At 56.3% G+C, this 19,182-nt stretch carries 19 protein-coding genes; 12 read left to right on the top strand and 7 right to left on the bottom strand.

Annotation, left to right across the window (positions count from 1 at the left end; translation table 11 throughout):
- Positions 1–2 precede the first annotated feature (2 nt).
- The 5 genes from urtA (at position 3) to urtE (ending at position 5,485) form a co-directional block, all read left to right on the top strand.
- Complete coding sequence (gene urtA, locus FHW74_RS00095) at positions 3–1,274, top strand: urea ABC transporter substrate-binding protein (RefSeq protein ID WP_183168571.1); 1,272 nt, start codon at positions 3–5, stop codon at positions 1,272–1,274.
- 61 nt (positions 1,275–1,335) lie between these two features.
- Positions 1,336–2,907 (top strand): urea ABC transporter permease subunit UrtB, encoded by a 1,572-nt coding sequence (gene urtB / locus FHW74_RS00090; protein ID WP_183168570.1) that lies wholly within the window; start codon positions 1,336–1,338, stop codon positions 2,905–2,907.
- On the top strand, positions 2,907–3,980 hold the full coding sequence (urtC, locus tag FHW74_RS00085; RefSeq protein ID WP_370527955.1) for an urea ABC transporter permease subunit UrtC: 1,074 nt from the start codon (positions 2,907–2,909) through the stop codon (positions 3,978–3,980). Before urtB ends, urtC begins: the two co-directional genes overlap by 1 nt.
- Entirely contained in the window at positions 3,980–4,777 is a 798-nt protein-coding gene (urtD, locus tag FHW74_RS00080) for an urea ABC transporter ATP-binding protein UrtD (protein ID WP_183169414.1), read from the top strand. Before urtC ends, urtD begins: the two co-directional genes overlap by 1 nt.
- Before the next feature lie 9 nt (positions 4,778–4,786).
- Entirely contained in the window at positions 4,787–5,485 is a 699-nt protein-coding gene (gene urtE, locus FHW74_RS00075; protein ID WP_183168568.1) for an urea ABC transporter ATP-binding subunit UrtE, read from the top strand.
- 33 nt (positions 5,486–5,518) lie between these two features.
- Here the strand turns inward: urtE and FHW74_RS00070 are convergent, their stop codons facing one another.
- From FHW74_RS00070 to ydeE, 3 genes are all read right to left on the bottom strand, one after another.
- Positions 5,519–5,923: a type II TA system antitoxin MqsA family protein gene (locus tag FHW74_RS00070; RefSeq protein ID WP_183168567.1), complete on the bottom strand. Its 405-nt coding sequence runs from the start codon at positions 5,921–5,923 to the stop codon at positions 5,519–5,521.
- Positions 5,923–6,228 (bottom strand): type II toxin-antitoxin system MqsR family toxin, encoded by a 306-nt coding sequence (locus FHW74_RS00065; protein ID WP_183168566.1) that lies wholly within the window; start codon positions 6,226–6,228, stop codon positions 5,923–5,925. Before FHW74_RS00065 ends, FHW74_RS00070 begins: the two co-directional genes overlap by 1 nt.
- 79 nt (positions 6,229–6,307) lie before the next feature.
- Positions 6,308–7,498, bottom strand: coding sequence for an efflux MFS transporter YdeE (gene ydeE / locus FHW74_RS00060; protein WP_183168565.1), 1,191 nt, complete (start codon positions 7,496–7,498; stop codon positions 6,308–6,310).
- A 199-nt stretch (positions 7,499–7,697) separates the two neighbouring features.
- Here ydeE and eamA point away from each other — a divergent pair, with 199 nt between their 5' ends.
- Entirely contained in the window at positions 7,698–8,594 is an 897-nt protein-coding gene (gene eamA / locus FHW74_RS00055) for an O-acetylserine/cysteine exporter (protein WP_183168564.1), read from the top strand.
- A 33-nt stretch (positions 8,595–8,627) separates the two neighbouring features.
- Here the strand turns inward: eamA and marB are convergent, their stop codons facing one another.
- From marB to marR, 3 genes are read right to left on the bottom strand one after another with little or no spacing between them, the layout of a single operon-like run.
- On the bottom strand, positions 8,628–8,831 hold the full coding sequence (gene marB / locus FHW74_RS00050) for a multiple antibiotic resistance regulatory protein MarB (protein WP_125293355.1): 204 nt from the start codon (positions 8,829–8,831) through the stop codon (positions 8,628–8,630).
- A 41-nt stretch (positions 8,832–8,872) separates the two neighbouring features.
- Complete coding sequence (gene marA / locus FHW74_RS00045) at positions 8,873–9,247, bottom strand: MDR efflux pump AcrAB transcriptional activator MarA (protein WP_002435664.1); 375 nt, start codon at positions 9,245–9,247, stop codon at positions 8,873–8,875.
- Positions 9,248–9,264: 17 nt separating this feature from the next.
- On the bottom strand, positions 9,265–9,699 hold the full coding sequence (gene marR, locus FHW74_RS00040; protein WP_183169413.1) for a multiple antibiotic resistance transcriptional regulator MarR: 435 nt from the start codon (positions 9,697–9,699) through the stop codon (positions 9,265–9,267).
- A 264-nt stretch (positions 9,700–9,963) separates the two neighbouring features.
- Here marR and FHW74_RS00035 point away from each other — a divergent pair, with 264 nt between their 5' ends.
- Complete coding sequence (locus tag FHW74_RS00035) at positions 9,964–10,635, top strand: MarC family NAAT transporter (RefSeq protein WP_183168563.1); 672 nt, start codon at positions 9,964–9,966, stop codon at positions 10,633–10,635.
- An 85-nt stretch (positions 10,636–10,720) separates the two neighbouring features.
- On the opposite strand, the gene FHW74_RS00030 is transcribed toward FHW74_RS00035, so the two are convergent.
- Positions 10,721–11,926: a sugar transporter gene (locus FHW74_RS00030; protein ID WP_183168562.1), complete on the bottom strand. Its 1,206-nt coding sequence runs from the start codon at positions 11,924–11,926 to the stop codon at positions 10,721–10,723.
- Positions 11,927–12,454: 528 nt separating this feature from the next.
- On the opposite strand from FHW74_RS00030, the gene tdcB reads away from it, so the two are divergent.
- The 5 genes from tdcB to FHW74_RS00005 are packed head-to-tail and all read left to right on the top strand — an operon-like array spanning position 12,455 to position 18,850.
- Entirely contained in the window at positions 12,455–13,447 is a 993-nt protein-coding gene (gene tdcB, locus FHW74_RS00025) for a bifunctional threonine ammonia-lyase/L-serine ammonia-lyase TdcB (protein WP_183168561.1), read from the top strand.
- A 24-nt stretch (positions 13,448–13,471) separates the two neighbouring features.
- A complete protein-coding gene (gene tdcC / locus FHW74_RS00020; RefSeq protein ID WP_183168560.1) occupies positions 13,472–14,812 on the top strand; it encodes a threonine/serine transporter TdcC in 1,341 nt (446 codons plus the stop codon).
- A gap of 53 nt (positions 14,813–14,865) precedes the next feature.
- Entirely contained in the window at positions 14,866–16,074 is a 1,209-nt protein-coding gene (gene tdcD, locus FHW74_RS00015) for a propionate kinase (protein WP_183168559.1), read from the top strand.
- Positions 16,075–16,115: 41 nt separating this feature from the next.
- The gene (gene pflB, locus FHW74_RS00010) at positions 16,116–18,407 is read left to right on the top strand and encodes a formate C-acetyltransferase (protein ID WP_183168558.1); all 2,292 of its coding nucleotides are present in this window, start codon (positions 16,116–16,118) and stop codon (positions 18,405–18,407) included.
- A gap of 53 nt (positions 18,408–18,460) precedes the next feature.
- Positions 18,461–18,850 carry a RidA family protein gene (locus FHW74_RS00005; RefSeq protein WP_144132065.1) on the top strand — a complete coding sequence of 130 codons (390 nt, stop codon included), beginning with the start codon at positions 18,461–18,463 and terminating at the stop codon, positions 18,848–18,850.
- The last annotated feature ends 332 nt before the right edge of the window (positions 18,851–19,182 follow it).

Raw genomic sequence — 19,182 nt, 5'->3', positions numbered from 1 at the left:
TTATGCAACGACGTACCTTGTTAAAAGCCTTTGCCCTCTGCGCGTCCGTGTCAGCGATGGGCGTGACCTTCAGCGTTCAGGCTGCGGACACCATCAAAGTGGGGATTATGCACTCGCTCTCCGGCACCATGGCGATCTCGGAAACGCCGCTGAAAAACGTGGCGCTGATGACCATTGACGAGATCAACGCCAAAGGCGGCGTGTTAGGTAAAAAACTAGAACCGGTCGTGGTGGACCCGGCATCCAACTGGCCGCTGTTCGCGGAGAAAGCCCGCCAACTGCTGAGCCAGGATAAAGTGGACGTGGTGTTCGGCTGCTGGACCTCGGTGTCCCGTAAATCGGTGCTGCCGGTATTTGAGGAGCTGAACGGGCTGCTGTTCTACCCGGTACAGTATGAAGGCGAAGAGATGTCGCCGAACGTGTTCTATACCGGGGCCGCGCCGAACCAGCAGGCGATCCCGGCGGTGGAATATCTGATGAGCGAAGATGGCGGCGGCGCGAAGCGCTTCTTCCTGCTGGGTACTGACTATGTGTACCCGCGCACTACCAACAAGATCCTGCGTGCTTTCCTGCACTCCAAAGGCGTAGCGGATAAAGATATCCAGGAGGTGTATACGCCGTTTGGTCACAGCGACTACCAGACCATCGTGGCCGATATCAAGAAATTCTCGGCAGGCGGTAAAACGGCGGTGATCTCCACCATCAACGGCGATTCCAACGTGCCGTTCTACAAAGAGCTGGCAAACCAGGCGGTGAAAGCCACCGATGTACCGGTGGTGGCGTTCTCGGTGGGCGAAGAAGAGCTGCGCGGCATCGACACCAAACCGTTGGTGGGCAACCTCGCGGCGTGGAACTACTTCGAATCGGTGGATAACCCGACCAACACCCAGTTTGTCGCCGCCTATAAAGCCTGGGCCAAAGCCAATAAAGTGCCGAACGCCGATACCGTGGTAACCAACGATCCGATGGAAGCCACCTGGGTGGGCATTCATATGTGGGCCCAGGCGGTCGAGAAAGCCGGCACCACCGACGTGGACAAAGTGCGCGCCGCCATGGCCGGGCAAACTGTCAAAGCGCCGTCCGGTTTTACCCTCACCATGGACGCCACCAACCATCATCTCCACAAGCCGGTGATGATTGGCGAGATCGAGGGTAACGGTCAGTTCAACGTGGTGTGGCAGACCGACCAGCCGGTACGCGCCCAGCCGTGGAGCCCGTTTATCGCCGGTAACGACAAAAAATCCGACCAGCCGGTGAAAACCGCCAGCAACTAAGCCTGATGCCTCCTGGTAACAGGAGGCTTTTATTACCCAGAGCCGATGCGGAGACGTAATAATGAAACCCGCCACCTTTATCTATCTGCTGTTGGTGACGCTGCTGCTACCGGCACGAGTCTGGGCCGCCGATGGCGATGACTTCGCACGCGCCAACCGCGCCGAACAGGCGAAAATGCTGGAAACCTGGGGCACTGCGCCCGAACCCAGCCGGTTACCGTTTTTGAAAGCGCTGGCCGCCGAGCGGGTGGTGCTGGATAGCCAGAAACAGGTTTTTGACGCTAACGCCGGGGCCTTAGCGCCGTTGGGCGACGCCGCTGCGCCTGTGGGCGATACCCAAAAGCTGCGTCTGACTAACCGGCTGCGCAATCTGGCGGCGGCAGCGCTGGCGTCTCACTATCTGGTAAGTGACAACGTCACGGAAAGGTTGCGCGCCGCCGAAACACTCCAGCGCGACGCCAGCCCGGAGATGGCGACGCTGCTGGAAACCCGTCGTCAGCAGGAAACCGACGGCGCGGTACGCGACGCGCTGATCACCGCGCTGGCGCTGCTGAATCTCAACAGCCCGCAGCCCGCAGTCCGCCTGGCGGCGGCGCAACAGCTGGAAAACTCCGGCTCGCCGCAGGTACAGGCGCGGCTGCAACCCTTAACTGATCCGCACACTGAGCGCGATGCCGACGTGCGCGCCCAGGCGCAAAAAAGCGTCAAGGCCATCGGCCAGCGCCTGATGTGGGGCGAACTGGCGGGCCAGGCGTTTATGGGCTTGTCGCTGGGGTCAATCTTGCTGCTGGCGGCGCTGGGTCTTGCCATCACCTATGGCCTGCTGGGCGTGATCAATATGGCCCACGGCGAAATGCTGATGCTGGGGGCGTACAGCACCTGGCTTACTCAAAATGCGTTCGCCGCCTGGGCGCCGCAATGGCTGGCGCTCTATCCGTTGGTGGCGCTGCCGGTGGCGTTCCTGGTCACGGCGGGGATCGGTATGGCGCTGGAGCGCAGCGTGATCCGCCATCTGTATGGTCGTCCGCTGGAAACCCTGCTCGCCACCTGGGGCATCAGCCTGATGCTGATCCAAATCGTGCGCATGGTGTTTGGCGCGCAGAACGTCGAGGTGGCGAACCCGGCGTGGCTCTCCGGCGGCATTCAGGTGTTGCCGAACCTGATCCTGCCGTGGAACCGGGTGGCAGTCATCGGCTTTGTGCTGCTGGTACTGGTCTTTACCTGGTTGCTGCTCAACCGCACCCGGCTGGGGATGAACGTGCGGGCGGTGACGCAAAACCGCGCCATGGCGGCGTGCTGCGGCGTGCCGGAAGGGCGCGTGGATATGCTGGCGTTCGGCCTTGGCTCCGGCATCGCCGGGTTGGGCGGCGTGGCGCTGTCGCAGCTCGGCAACGTCGGCCCGGAACTCGGCCAGGGCTATATCATCGATTCATTTTTAGTGGTGGTGCTGGGCGGCGTCGGACAACTGGCGGGCAGCGTGGCGGCGGCATTCAGCCTCGGGATCCTGAATAAAATCCTCGAACCGCAGCTTGGTGCGGTGCTTGGCAAGATCCTGATCCTGCTGCTGATTGTGCTGTTTATCCAGAAACGCCCCCAGGGACTGTTCGCACTCAAAGGGAGGGTTGTTGAATGATTAGCCTGCCGTTAACCACTGCCGCGACTGGGCGGCGACCAAAACTGAGCCTGGCGCTGGGCGGCGTGATTCTGGCGGCGCTGCTGGTGCTGCCGTTCCTGGCGCTGCTGCCCGCCGCGCATCCACTACACCTGTCGGAGTGGATGCTGACGCTGGTGGGTAAAATCCTCTGCTACGCGATTATGGCGGTGGCGCTGGATCTGGTTTGGGGCTATGCCGGGATGCTCTCGCTGGGTCATGGACTGTTTTTCGCCCTCGGCGGTTATGCCATGGGGATGTACTTAATGCGTCAGGCCGCCGGCGACGGCTTACCGGCGTTTATGAGCTTCCTCTCCTGGAGCGAGCTGCCCTGGTACTGGTTCGGCACCAGTAGCTTTCTCTGGACGCTGATGCTGATTGTGCTGGTGCCGGGCCTGCTGGCGCTGCTGTTCGGCTGGTTTGCGTTTCGCTCGAAAATCAAAGGCGTTTATTTTTCCATCATGACCCAGGCGTTGACCTGGGCCGGGATGCTGCTGTTTTTCCGCAACGAAACCGGCTTTGGCGGCAATAACGGTTTTACCGGTTTCACCACGCTGCTGGGAATGCCGGTCACCGCCACCGCAACCCGCATCGGGCTGTTTGTCGCCACGGTGCTGGTGTTAACCCTCAGCCTGGCGATCGGCTGGTTGTTGGCGAAGAGCAAGTTTGGCCGGGTGCTGACGGCGGTGCGCGATGCGGAAAGCCGCCTGACGTTCTGCGGCTACGACCCGAAAGGCTTCAAGTTGCTGGTCTGGACGCTGTCGGCGGTGCTGTGCGGGCTGGCGGGCGCGCTGTATGTGCCGCAGGTGGGGATCATCAACCCCGGTGAAATGTCGCCCACCAACTCCATCGAGGCGGCGATTTGGGTGGCGCTGGGCGGGCGCGGCACGCTGATCGGCCCGGTAATCGGCGCAGGGCTGGTTAACGGCGCGAAAAGCCTGTTCACCGTGGTGATGCCCGAGTACTGGCTGTTGTTCCTGGGGCTGATGTTTATTCTGGTGACGCGCTTTTTACCGCGCGGCGTGGTGGGTTTGATCAAGCGAGGCAAGCAATGATGCAACCGGATGAAGGGCTGTTTACCCGCCAACAAATGACGGACCGGTATCGCGTGCAAACCGACCCGGTGCTGCAACTGGACAATATCAATGTCAGTTTCGACGGCTTTAAGGCGCTGACCGATCTCAGTTTGCAGATTGGCGTGGGTGAACTGCGCTGCATTATCGGCCCTAACGGCGCGGGCAAAACCACGCTGATGGACGTGATCACCGGCAAAACCCGGCCCCAAAGTGGACGGGCGATTTACGACCAGTCCACCGATCTGACCGCGCTGTCGTCCATCGATATCGCCCGTCAGGGCATCGGGCGTAAATTCCAGAAGCCGACGGTGTTTGAGGCACTGAGCGTGTTTGAAAACCTCGAACTGGCGCAAAAGGGCGACAAGTCGGTGTGGGGCACGCTGCGGGCGCGCCTCAGTGGCGAAAAGCGTGACCGCATCGACGAGATTTTAAGCCAGCTACGGCTGAGCGCCGAACGTCATCGCATGGCAGGCACCTTATCCCACGGTCAAAAACAGTTTCTGGAAATCGGCATGCTGCTGATCCAGGAACCGCATCTGTTATTGCTTGATGAACCGGCGGCGGGTATGACCGACGCGGAAACCGAATACAGCGCTGAGTTGTTCCGCACCCTGGCGGGTAAGCATTCGCTGATGGTGGTGGAGCACGATATGGGCTTTGTGGAAACCATCGCCGACCGGGTAACGGTGCTGCATCAGGGCCAGGTGCTGGCGGAAGGATCGCTGCGCGAGGTGCAGAACAATGAGCAGGTTATCGACGTCTATTTAGGGCGCTAAGGAGCGGGTATGTTAAAAGTCAGCGGTCTGAATCAGTATTACGGCGGCAGCCATATTCTGCGCGGCGTGTCGTTTGAGGTGCAGCCCGGGGAGGTGACCTGCCTGTTGGGACGTAACGGCGTGGGGAAAAGCACCTTGCTGAAGTGCCTGATGGGGTTGATTGCCGCCCGTTCCGGCGATGTCCATTTCCAGGATAACAACATCACCCGTCTGAAGCCGCACCAGCGGGTGCGGGCGGGCATGGCCTACGTACCGCAGGGCAGGGAAATTTTTCCGCGCTTAACGGTGGAGGAAAACCTGCTGATGGGGCTTTCGCGCTTTTCAGGCCGCGACGCGCGTAGCGTTCCCGATGAGATCTACGCGCTGTTCCCGGTGCTGCATGAGATGAAACAGCGGCGCGGCGGCGATCTCTCCGGCGGCCAGCAGCAACAGCTGGCGATTGGCCGGGCGCTGGCCTGCCGCCCTCAGTTGTTAATCCTGGATGAACCGACAGAGGGCATCCAGCCGTCGGTGATTAAACAGATCGGCGCGGTGATCGGCGAACTGGCGAAGCGCGGAGATATGGCGATATTGCTGGTGGAGCAGTTTTACGACTTCGCCGCCGAGCTGGCGGACAGCTACCTGGTGATGTCGCGCGGCGAAATTATCCAGCGCGGCGCGGGCAGCCAGATGGAGCAGGAAGGGGTCAGAGGGCTGGTGGCGATTTAAGCCGGGCGCATGCCCGGCCAGGGGAGGAAGTGTTTACAGCAATTTATATTCTTCGAATAATTCCGGGAACTTATCGAACATTTTAAAGAGTTTGACGACGGCGACCGGCGGCGTGGTTTTCCCGGTTTCATAACGGGAAAAGGCATTGACGCCGCCGCCGAACAGCATACCGGCCTGTTGCTGATCGATGCGCAAATTTTTACGAACCCGGGTAAACAGCCTCGGGTCGAAAGATTCCGCATTGACCGCGGTTCGAAATGCACTGGCCTGAGCGCTAAAGGCGTTGCTTTCTTCAGGAGTAAAGATAATTTCACCGCAGGCATCGCAATACTCGCCAGCAATCCCGCGCAAGGTTGTTTTGCTGCCTTTGTACTCATAAGGCAGATCGCGGCTTTCATGAGTTAAATGGCCGCCGCCACAAATGGGACATGTTTTCATCATAACTCCTTAAATGACACAATCAGGACGTCATCTTTCACGATCAGCTTAAGATAAATATCGCGTTCATCGAAACGGGTGCGATAAACATCATGCCAGATGGTTTCATCATGATACGCAGTCATACTTTTATAAAAATGACCCTGGTCCAGCAGCAAAACAACGTTGCACATTAAGGGTAACACGGGCGCGGTAAAGCCTAATTCAAGCGCGCCTTGCGTGGCAGTAAAGGTGGTTTTTACTTTTCCCGACCTTACCATTTCTTTCACCACGCTCAGGGGGACATTGGGTGTTCCTTTTCTCATCGGTGATTCATCCTGAACTATAATTCACCTCAGAGGTTATTTCAAACGCGGCCGGTTATCCAGACTGTTTTTTGTACATTTAGACACACCCCGTCACAGCCGTCGCTCGCGGTGCGCGCATCCCTTTTAGCATCAGCAGGTATGCGCCCGCCGTCGCCACCATCAGGATCGCGAACAGCGACCAGGGCGGCAGATGCGTGAGGATAACCCCGGTCAGCAGCGGGTTGAGTGCGCCGCCGAGCCAGCCCAGCGACTGGGCGGAGAAGTAGCTGGCTTTCAAACCGGTGGGCGCGATGTTATCCACCAGCATATACTCGCCTGGCGCGTAGATCAGCTCACCGAAGGTAAACACGGCGGCGGACAATCCCCACAGCCACAGATTCCCGCCGGAAATCATAAAGCCCCCCAGACCCAGCAGGAAAAACAGCGTGCCCAACAGCATCAGGCGCTTGAGATTTTCGGCGCGAATGCGTTTCCCCACCAGGTACTGGAGTGACACGACCACCGCCGCGTTCACCGGCAGCACTACGCCGATCACGGTTTCCGCCAGCCGGTTGTCAGCTACCACCATAACGTATTGCGCTATACAGGAAGCGAAAGAGCCAAACACCAGCGAGCCGAGAAACGCCGAGAGCGTGAAATAAATCAGCGCGCGATCCTGCAACAGTACGGCAATGGCGCTGCGTTTTTCAGCATTGCTCTCCGCCACGGTATGCAGCGGCTTAACGCAGCACTGGATCAGGACAAACGGGATCGAGCTGCTGATGGCCGCCAGCCAGAACGGCATATTGACCCCGTACAGCAGTAGCCAGGTGCCGAGCGGCGGCCCGATGGTCCAGCCAATATTCAAAAAGGTGTAGTTCAGCGAAAAGACTTTGGCTTTTACCGCCGGGGTGAGCGTATCGGAAAAATAGCTTTTTAAAACCGTAGCGAACACCGAATAGGCGCAGTTCACCAGCGAAAACCACGCTACCACCAGCGCCGCGTTGTGCGTCAGGGGAATGGCCACGAAGCCGCCGACAAACACAGCGATGGCCAGCAGCATATAGCGTTTTTTCTCGAAGCGGTCAGCCAGGATGCCAAATCCCAGGCTAAAGAACACGCCCACCGTCAGGGCGATACTCATCGCGATACCAATCTGATCCACCGGCATGGCGTACTGGCGGTTCAGATAGATCGTCATAAAGGGCAGCGTCGCGCCGCGCCCAATGGTTAACAGGAGCGATGAGGCGAGCAGTGCGCCGATAGATAATGTGTGCCTGGGCTGCATATTGTAATCTTTTTATAATTGGTAGTGAGATCTGCTGCGGTTGAGATGCCATCAAGCAATACCACGACGTATCGACGTTGTACACCCAGCCTGTTGTTCTGACGTGCTTTTTAACGAGGCATATTTTGGTGATCCCTTTTAGTAAAGATTTGCGGTAGGGTGAAGTGTTAACACTTTTTTAATTATTTTGGGGCAGGGTATGACACGTAAAGATGGGCTACTGGCGCTGCTGGTGGTGACGGTGTGGGGAGTCAATTTTGTTGTTATCAAGTGGGGGCTGCATGCCATGCCGCCGCTGCTGTTGGCGGGGTTACGTTTTCTGCTGGTGGCCTTTCCGGCGCTGTTTTTTGTCGCTCGCCCGAAAGTGCCGCTGCGCCTGCTGCTGGGCTACGGGTTGACCATCAGCTTTGGGCAGTTCGCTTTTCTGTTCTGCGCGATTAAGTTTGGTATGCCCGCCGGACTGGCCTCGCTGGTGTTACAGGCCCAGGCGTTTTTCACCATCATTCTTGGCGCGCTGACGTTTGGCGAACGTTTGCAGCCGCGCCAACTGGCGGGGATTTTGCTGGCGGTGGTGGGCGTGCTGGTGCTGATTGAAGCCAGCCTCACCGGAAAGCACGTGCCGCTGTTAGGCTTTATGCTGACGTTGGGCGGCGCTTTTAGCTGGGCCTGCGGTAATATCTTTAATAAGAAAATCATGCAGCATGAAGCGCGCCCGGCGGTGATGTCGCTGGTGGTATGGAGCGCCCTGATCCCCATCGTGCCGTTCCTGGTAGCCAGTATGCTGCTGGATGGCCCAACCACGGTGGTGCTGAGCCTGATGCACATCGATATGGTGACCATTCTGTCGCTGATGTACCTGGCGTTTGGCGCGACGATTGTCGGCTACGGGATTTGGGGCACGTTGTTGGGGCGTTACGAAACCTGGCGCGTGGCGCCGCTGTCGCTGCTGGTGCCGGTGGTGGGGCTGGCAAGTGCCGCGCTGCTGTTAGGCGAGACGCTTTCATGGTTGCAGATGTGCGGGGCGGTGCTGATTATGGGCGGGCTGTATATCAACGTGTTTGGCTTCCCGATCGCGCGTAAGGCGCGCAGAGCCTGAGTATGCGGGCGGGCGCAACGCCCGCCGGTAAACTCAGTTATAGTACGCCACCCCAAGCTCATCTGATTTATCGCTGCCCGCGCCGCGATGATTAAAATCATACGGCGAGGTGCAGTTGGTGGTGGAGGTGAGCATCGGGTCGCGGGCTTCCTGATGGCTGAAGCCAGTGGATTGCTCCGCCGCAGCAGAGCCTGTCGCCAGTACCAGCAGGGCGCAGGCTGCTAAGACGTATTTCATGATTTCCTCGGTCACGTGCGACACGTGAAGTGATTGCAGGTTTAGTGGTTAATTCTGTGCAGATACAGCGCATCGTTCGCGGTGGCATTGACGCGGAACTTATGCGGCGGCAGCGAAAAATAGTTTTTGAAGGTGCGGGTCAGGGTTTGCTGGGATTCAAACCCATAGCGCTCCGCCAAAAACAGGATCGGCTCGTTGCTGCTTTTCAACTGCTGTGCGATTTCAGTCAGTTTACGGTTACGGATGTACTGGCCTAATGAATGGCCGGTTTCTTTTTTGAACATCCGTTGCAGGTGCCATTTCGAGTAACCCGAACGTTCGGATACCTTCTCCAGTGACAGTGGGGACTCCAGATTCTCTTCAATCCAGTCCAAAATGCTATGAATCGTCACCGCATCATTGTTACGTCTGGACATCGTCTTATCTCCGTCGGTTACGGCAGAACCTTCTTGAGCAGGTATTCAAGGGTTGCCACTTCTTCTGCCGTCATATTTTTAGTTAATTCTTGATGCAGGGTTTGCCCTACTAATTGATGACATTGCTCACACAGCGCCGCGCCTTCCGGGGTGAGTTGGATCAGTACGCCGCGCTTGTCGTTGGGGTTCGGCAAGCGTTCGATCCAGCCTTTGCTGACCAGGCGGTCAAGCATCCGGGTCAGGGCGCCTAAATCTACCGAAAGCACCTTTTTCAGCTCCACCGGCGTAATGGAACCTCCACAGCGTACAGAACACAGCACTTTGAACTGCGCGGCGGTGATATCCAGCGGGGAGAGGTAATCATTAAGCAAACGATCTTTTTTCTGATTCACCAGATGGATCAGGCGACCCAGCGGGATGATGTTATTAAATAGATCGTCAGGATTGTTCACAGTGGTTGCCCAGGCAAGTAGATTAGTCACGGCAGATATTATTGCCCAGGCAAATATAAGTCAACCGAATGGATTAAAGATGACACGATCTGCTAAAACGTTTCATAAGTTAAACTTTTTACGGCGAATTGTTACCCATTAAGCAACCTGGCGGTACTGCGAATCCGGTTTGTAAAGACGGTGACGAAACCTTACGCTTTGTTGATGGTATCCCGGCGAGGGCCTCCCTATACTGCGCCTGCCGTTCACCGCAAGAGGACTGATATGCTGGAATTAATTAAGGCTCTGGGGCTTGGGCTGGTGGTGCTATTACCCCTGGCGAACCCGTTAACCACCGTGGCGCTGTTTTTAGGTCTGTCCGGCCATATGAGCAGCGCCGAGCGTAACCGCACCGCGCTGATGACGTCCGTTAACGTGGTGGTGATCATGCTGGTGGCGTGGTACGCCGGTCAGCTGGTCATGGACACCTTCGGGATTTCGATTCCCGGTCTGCGTATTGCTGGCGGCCTGATTGTGGCGTTTATCGGTTTTCGGATGTTGTTCCCACCGGCAAAGGGCCACGAAGCGCCGGAGGTACAGAGCAAAGCCGAAGAGATCACCAAAGAGCCGGATACCAATATCGCGTTCGTACCGCTGGCGATGCCCAGCACCGCCGGGCCCGGCACCATTGCGATGATCATCAGCTCCGCCTCCACGCTGCGCCATTCCGACGCCTTTCCGGCCTGGATTATCGCCGTTGCGCCGCCGCTGCTGTTTATCATTATCGGCATTATCCTCTGGGGCAGCCTGCGCAGTTCCGGGGCGGTGATGCGCGTGGTGGGCAAGGGCGGCATTGAAGCCATCTCGCGCCTGATGGGCTTTCTGCTGGTCTGTATGGGGGTGCAGTTTATTATTAACGGCGTGCTTGAGATTGTGACCAGCTATCAGGGCGGATAGGGATTATCAGTAGCAAGAGGATCCCCGCTCGCCTGGCTTGCAACCCATGGTTCAGCAGGCAGGCGAGCGTAGTAAAAAGCGGACCTTAGTGCGGGTTAACCTGACGGGTGGGATCCTCCAGCGACACCGGCCAGCGGCGGAAAATAACCACCGCCCACACCAGCGCCGCCAGCGCAGGAATGGCGCCGATATAGCCCACCGACGCCATTGAGAGATTCATACTCACCAGGTTGCCCACCAGCGCTCCCGCGCCGATGCCGATATTAAAGATGCCGGAAAACAGCGACATGGCGACGTCGGTGGCATCCGGCGCCAGCGCCAGCACCTTCACCTGCATCCCCAGCGCGATCAGCATAATCGCAATTCCCCATAAGGCGCACAGCGCTGTCAGGCTCCAGCTGTTAGCGCTGGCAGGCAGCAGCAGAAGCAGGCAAACCACCAGCAGGGCTATCGCCAGCGCGATCAGCAGCGAGGCATGCTGGTTACCCAGTTTGCCGAATATCACGCTGCCGATTATTCCGGTAAAGCCCAGCACCAACAGCATATACGTGGCGAAGTTTTCGCTCAGGCCCGCGACGGTCTGTACAAAGGGTTCAATATAGCTGTAGGCGGTGAAATGCGCGGTGACAACCACGACTGTCAGAATATAAATGCTGATCAGCGCCGGGCGGCGGAACAGCACCGGCAGGCTTTTAAGCGAACCGGAATGCTCGCTGGGCAGTTTCGGCAGCAGGCGCGCCAGGCATACCAGGGTAATTAATGCGCCCATGCCGATGACAAAGAAAGTGGTGCGCCAGCCGAAGTACTGCCCGACCACGCGGCCAATCGGAATGCCCAATACCGACGCCAGCGCGGTGCCGGTAGCAATCAGGCTCAGCGCCTGGGCGCGTTTGCCCGCCGGGGCCAGGCGTATCGCCAGCGAGGCGGTAATCGACCAGAAAATGGCATGTGCGAAGGCTATGCCGACCCGGCTTATCACCAGCACTTCAAAACTCCAGGCGAGGAACGACAGGATATGGCTGGCGATAAACACCACGAACAGGGCAATCAACAGCTTGCGGCGCTCAATCTGGCTGGTCAGCAGCATAAAGGGCAGGGACATTAATCCCACAACCCAGGCGTAAATCGTCAGCATTATTCCCGCCTGGGCGCTTTGCATATTAAAGCTGCTGGCAATGTCCGACAGTAATCCCACCGGCACAAATTCGGTGGTGTTAAAGATGAATGCGGCGACAGCAAGCGTAACCACCCGCAGCCACGCGGTTTTGCGTGAGACGGCGTTGTTTGTCATAGGAAAGTATCGTGATGGTTAAAAAATGGTGGGAATGAGGCGATCATAAAACCATCACTCCGTTGAGTTCAATCTTTTTGTGACCCAAATCTCATTTTTATCCACGCCGTTCAGGGCGGTAACACCCGGCAAAATTCCCTTGCAGAAAAAATGCGGGTTAAAAAACATTCAGCCTGCTTATGATCACTAATTCACCCATAAGTAAATAATATGTTAATGAATGGTGATGTGTGTAATTTAGAGTTTATTTAAAAGCGCTGTATTTAATTCACAAATTAACTTTCGATTTAAAATTAAACATATTGCCGGAAAACAGCTATTACTAATTTTATTCACTTCGGATTAGTTAAATTAATGCGAAATAATTAAAATGTCGACCCGGTAGCATTTTCTTAATTAATTACCTTACGAAAAGATTGACCGACGGTGTTTTGATGTGTGTGTCACATTAATGGTGGTGGATGTACCTTAGGATCGCCGCGTCTTGAAAATAAAACTCTGTATCAGACGGCTACGAAAGGATTTACCATGATAACCTACGATAATCTTCCACTGACCATCCATGACATCATGGAAGCCCGCACCCGTCTTAATGGGCGCATCTATAAAACCGGTCAACCACGTTCCAATTATTTAAGCGAACGTTGCAAGGGAGAGATATTTCTTAAATTTGAAAATATGCAACGCACCGGGTCATTTAAAATTCGTGGAGCCTTTAATAAATTAAGTTCATTAACCGAAGATGAAAAACGTCAGGGTGTTGTCGCCTGCTCAGCAGGTAACCATGCTCAGGGGGTTTCTCTTTCTTGCGCCATGTTAGGCATTAACGGCAAAGTGGTTATGCCATCCTGCGCGCCGAAATCAAAAGTGGCCGCAACCACCGATTATTCAGCCGAAGTGATCCTGCACGGAAATAGCTTTAACGAGACTATCGCTAAAGCCAGTGAAATTATGGAAATGGAAGGGCGCTTATTTATCCCGCCATTTGATGACGAGAAAGTCATCGCTGGACAGGGCACGATTGGCCTTGAAATCCTTGAAGATTTGTATGATGTCGACAACGTCATCGTGCCCATCGGCGGCGGCGGACTGATTGCCGGCGTGGCGCTGGCGATTAAATCTATCAACCCGCGGATTAATATTATCGGCGTCCAGTCAGAAAACGTTCACGGTATGGCGTCTTCTTATTATGCCGGTCACATTACCAACCACCGCAATGCCGGCACGCTCGCCGATGGCTGCGACGTGGCGCGTCCTGGTGTTTTAACCTATGAAATCGTAAAAGATCTGGTCACGGATATTGTTCTGGTTACCGAAGAAGAAATTCGCTCCAGTATGGTTCACCTGATCCAGAGAAATAAAATCATCACTGAAGGGGCAGGCGCCTTAGCCAGCGCTGCATTATTAAGCGGCAAGCTTGATCATTATATCCAGGGTAAGAAAACCGTTAGCATTATTTCCGGTGGCAATATTGACCTGTCGCGCGTTTCGCAAATTACCGGTCTTGAAACCACTCACTAATAATTTTTGTACAGGATACTTCAAATGAGTTTGGATAATACTGTTGTAACTGGTCAGAAAACGTCGGGGTTTGCCTGGCGTAAATCTGACACCACGTGGACGCTGGGTCTGTTTGGTACGGCAATCGGCGCCGGGGTATTATTTTTCCCGATTCGCGCGGGCTTTGGCGGCTTAATTCCTATTTTATTAATGTTAGTGCTGGCTTACCCGATCGCCTTCTATTGCCACCGCGCGCTGGCGCGTCTGTGCCTCTCGGGCAGCAATCCGTCAGGTAACATTACCGAAACCGTTGAAGAGCACTTCGGTAAAACCGGCGGCGTGGTGATTACCTTCCTGTACTTCTTCGCGATTTGTCCGCTGCTGTGGATTTATGGCGTCACCATCACCAACACCTTTATGACCTTCTGGGTCAACCAGCTCGGCATGGCGCCGTTGAACCGCGGCTTTGTGGCGCTGTTCCTGCTGCTGCTGATGGCATTCGTTATCTGGTTTGGTAAAGACCTGATGGTGAAAGTGATGAGCTACCTGGTATGGCCGTTTATCGCCAGCCTGGTGCTGATCTCCCTGTCGCTGATCCCTTACTGGAACGGTGCGGTGATCGAACAGGCTCAGGTGGCGGATATCTCTCTGCTGGGCCACGATGGCATCCTGGTAACCGTATGGCTGGGTATCTCCATCATGGTGTTCTCGTTTAACTTCTCGCCGATTGTCTCTTCCTTCGTGGTCTCTAAACGCGAAGAGTACGAAGCCGACTTCGGTAAAGAGTACACCGAGAAGAAATGCTCGCAGATTATCTCCCGCGCCAGCATGTTGATGGTTGCCGTGGTGATGTTCTTCGCCTTCAGCTGCTTGTTTACCCTGTCTCCGGCTAACATGGCGGAAGCCAAAGCGCAGAACATCCCGGTGCTGTCATACCTGGCTAACCACTTCGCTTCCATGAGCGGAACCGGCACCAAGTCAGCGTTCGCGTTAACCCTGGAATACGCAGCCTCGCTGATTGCGCTGGTGGCGATTTTCAAATCCTTCTTCGGCCACTACCTGGGCACGCTGGAAGGTCTGAACGGCCTGATCCTCAAGTTTGGCTACAAAGGCGACAAAAACAAAATCTCTGAAGGCAAACTGAACACCATCAGCATGATCTTTATCATGGGCTCCACCTGGGTTGTGGCTTACGCCAACCCGAACATCCTGGACCTGATTGAAGCCATGGGCGCGCCGATTATCGCCTCTCTGCTGTGCCTGCTGCCGATGTACGCGATTGGTAAAACTCCGGCGATGGCGAAATACAAAGGTCGTGCGGATAACTTCTTCGTTACCGTGATTGGCCTGCTGACCATCCTGAACATCGCTTACAAACTGTTTTAATCCCCACTCTGTTAACCTCAAAGCCCACCCGAAAGGGTGGGCGGAGCAGTGTAATGAATCTAGATTCTGTGGTACTTGTCATTAATTGTGGCTCGTCGTCGATCAAGTTTTCCGTTTTAGACGTTGAGCATTGCGACGTGGTTCTCTCCGGTATTGCCGACAGTATTGGCTCCGACAATGCCGTGCTGGTGGTGGATAAAACCACCGAAATCAAACTCGCTGACAGCACCTACGACGCCGCGCTGGCGGCCATCGCCGGGGAGCTGGACAAGCGTCAGTTAATGAAAGCGGTGACGTTAATCGGCCATCGCATCGCTCACGGCGGCGAGATTTTCAGTGACGCGGTGATCATCACCGATGATGTCGTTGAACAAATCAAGAAAGTGTCTCCGCTGGCCCCGCTGCACAACTACGCCAACCTGGCGGGAGTGGACGCCGCGCGCCACCTGTTCCCCGGTTTGCCGCAGGTTGCGGTATTCGACACCGGTTTCCATCAGACCTTAAAGCCGGAAGCCTATCTCTACGGCCTGCCTTATCAGTATGCGGAACAGCACGGTGTGCGCCGCTACGGTTTTCACGGCACCTCGCACCGCTATGTGGCCAGCGAAGCCGTGGCGCTGCTGAATCTGGACGCCAACGACGCCGGGCTGGTGATTGCCCACCTGGGCAACGGCGCGTCGATTTGCGCGGTACAGGACGGCAAAAGCGCGGATACCTCCATGGGCATGACGCCGCTGGAAGGATTGATTATGGGCACCCGTAGCGGCGACGTGGATTTTGGCGCGCTGGCCTATCTCGCCCGCCAGACCGGGCAGAGCCTGGACGATCTGGAGCGGGTGGTGAATAAATCTTCCGGGCTGCTCGGCCTGTCGGGTTTGTCGTCGGATTTACGCGTGCTTGAGCAGGCGTACTACGAGGGACACGCGGGCGCGCAGCGCGCGATTGGCGCGTTTGTCCATCGCATTGCCCGCCATATTGGCGGCCACGCCACTGCGTTGCGCCGTCTGGATGGGGTGATCTTCACCGGCGGGATTGGCGAGAACTCAGTGCTTATCCGCTCGCTGGTGATAGCGCGCCTGAAGGTGTTCGGCATCGAGCTGGATGAAGCCAAAAACGCCCAGCCGAACCGCGTGGGGCCGCGTGTGGTTTCCAGCGCGCCGTCGCGCGCCGTTGCGGCGGTGATCCCCACCAATGAAGAAAAAATGATCGCTCAGGACGCTATCCGCCTGGGCCGCCAGGTTTCACAGCCTGAATTTGCCTGATATCGAATTATTAAATCTGTACCGTACAGAGGGAGTTTGTCATGAAGGTTGATGTAGCGTTAAACGACACGTATCTCGACGCCTGGCAGGGCTTCGCCGGTTCTGACTGGCAGGAAGCGATTAACGTCCGCGATTTTATTCAACATAACTATACCCCGTATGAAGGCGACGAAAGCTTCCTCGCCGACGCCACGCCCGCCACCGTGCAGCTGTGGGAAAAAGTGATGGAAGGCATCCGTAAGGAGAACGCCACCCATGCGCCGGTCGATTTCGACACCAACGTCGCGACAACCATTACCGCCCACGCGCCGGGTTATATCGAGCAGCGGCTGGAAAAAATCGTCGGTCTGCAAACCGACCAGCCGCTGAAGCGCGCGCTGCACCCGTACGGCGGCGTTAACATGATCAAAAGTTCTTTCGATGCCTATGGCCGCGAAATGGACAAAGATTTCGAGTACACCTTTACCCATCTGCGTAAAACCCATAACCAGGGCGTGTTTGATGTCTATTCCCCGGATATGCTGCGCTGCCGTAAATCCGGCGTGCTGACCGGTTTGCCGGACGGCTATGGTCGCGGACGCATCATCGGCGATTACCGCCGCGTGGCGCTGTACGGCACTGCCTACCTGATCCGCGAGCGTGAATTGCAGTTTGCTGACCTGCAACCGAAACTGGAGCGCGGCGAAGATCTGGAAGCCACCATCCGCCTGCGTGAAGAGCTGGCCGAACATCGCCGCGCATTACAGCAAATCACCGAGATGGCGGGTAACTACGGCTTTGACGTCTCCCGCCCGGCGCGTAACGCGCAGGAAGCGGTGCAGTGGCTGTACTTTGGCTATCTGGCGGCGGTCAAATCCCAGAACGGTGGGGCGATGTCTCTGGGCCGTACCGCGACCTTCCTCGATATCTACATTGAGCGCGATATCAGAGCCGGGGTGCTGAACGAGGTGCAGGCCCAGGAGCTGATTGACCATTTCATTATGAAAATCCGCATGGTGCGCTTCCTGCGTACCCCGGAATTCGACACGCTGTTCTCCGGCGACCCGATTTGGGCCACCGAAGTGATCGGCGGGATGGGGCTGGATGGCCGCACCTTAGTCACCAAAAACTCCTTCCGCTATCTGAACACCCTGCACACCATGGGCCCGTCGCCGGAGCCGAATCTGACTATTCTGTGGTCGGAAGCGCTGCCGAAAGCGTTTAAAGCCTATGCCGCCAAAGTTTCTATCGAAACGTCCTCTTTGCAGTACGAGAACGACGACTTAATGCGTCCGGACTTCGAAAGCGACGACTACGCGATTGCCTGCTGCGTCAGCCCGATGGTGATCGGCAAACAGATGCAGTTCTTCGGCGCGCGCGCCAACCTCGCCAAGACGCTGCTGTACTGCATCAACGGCGGGATGGACGAGAAGCTGAAGATCCAGGTCGGCCCGAAAACGCCGATGATCATGGATGAAGTGCTGGATTACGACACGGTAATGGCCAGTCTCGACAGTTTTATGGACTGGCTGGCAGTACAGTACGTCAGCGCCCTGAACCTGATTCACTATATGCATGACAAGTACAGCTACGAAGCCTCGCTGATGGCGCTGCATGACCGCGATGTGCACCGCACCATGGCCTGTGGCATCGCCGGTCTGTCGGTGGCGGTGGATTCGCTGTCGGCGATCAAATATGCCCGCGTAATGCCGGTGCGCGACCACAACGGGCTGGCGCTGGATTTTGTGATTGAAGGGGAATATCCGCAGTACGGCAACAACGATGACCGCGTAGACAGCATCGCCTGCGATCTGGTATCGCGCTTTATGCAAAAAATCCAGGCGCTGCCGACTTACCGCAACGCGGTGCCGACCCAGTCGATTCTGACCATCACTTCCAACGTGGTATACGGCCAGAAAACCGGCAATACCCCGGATGGCCGCCGTGGCGGTACGCCGTTCGCGCCGGGCGCAAACCCGATGCACGGCCGCGATCGTAAAGGCGCGGTAGCGTCCCTGACGTCGGTGGCGAAACTGCCGTTCAAATACGCCAAAGACGGGATTTCTTACACCTTCTCTATTGTCCCGGCGGCGCTGGGTAAAGACGAGATGGCGCGTAAGAACAACCTGGTGGGGCTGCTGGATGGGTACTTCCATCACGACGTAGCGATTGAAGGGGGCCAGCATCTTAACGTCAACGTGATGAACCGCGAGATGCTGCTGGACGCCATCGATCACCCGGAAAAATATCCAACCCTGACGATCCGCGTGTCTGGCTATGCGGTGCGCTTTAACGCGCTGACCCGCGAGCAGCAGCAGGATGTGGTCTCCAGGACATTCACCAGCGCCCTGTAATCATTACGTGCGGCGATAAGCCGCACGTTCAACCTTTTTTAAAAGGAGTGAGTATGACAACCACCATTATTTCGACCAACACTGCCCCGGCGGCGATCGGCCCGTACGTACAGGGTGTGGATATGGGCAGTTTCGTCTTTACGTCCGGACAGATCCCGTTGTGCCCCGAGACGGGTGCGATTGCAGCGGACATTGAGGCGCAAACGCTTCAGTCGTTACAAAACGTCAAAGGGATTATTGAAGCGGCGGGGCTGACGGTGAATAACATCATCAAAACCACCGTATTCGTGAAAGACCTGGCGGATTTTGAGGCGGTGAACCGGGTGTATAACGGGTTTTTTATGGAGCACAACGCGAATTTCCCGGCGCGGTCGTGTGTGGAAGTGGCGCGTCTGCCGAAAGATGTAAAAATCGAAATCGAAGCGATTGCAGTACGTCCGTAAGTGTAGGTTTTCATTTGTAGTACCCTGGTTGCTCTCGTCGAAAGGCGGGAGCTTTTTTTTGCTGACGTGCAAAGGGCCTTTTGGGTTTAGTACAGTGGAATTGTTCCGTTCGGGTGAAGTGTTCCGTTCGGTGGAATTGTTCCGTTCGCCTGGGTTTAGTGGAATTGTTCCGTTCGCCTGGGCTTTTGTTTCAGTCTCTGGCGCCAGTGTACGCGAACGGGCCAGGGGGGCTCGCCGTGTATGAACCGGTCACATGGGTTACAGATCTGACCGGTCACATGGGTGACACTTTTTGCTCTAATCGGCCCGGATTATACGATGATTTCGTCTGT

Source organism: Atlantibacter sp. RC6, assembly GCF_014193285.1.
Classification (GTDB): domain Bacteria; phylum Pseudomonadota; class Gammaproteobacteria; order Enterobacterales; family Enterobacteriaceae; genus Atlantibacter.
Note: the sequence above shows the minus strand (reverse complement) of the source record. Positions and strands in the feature narration are given on the sequence as shown.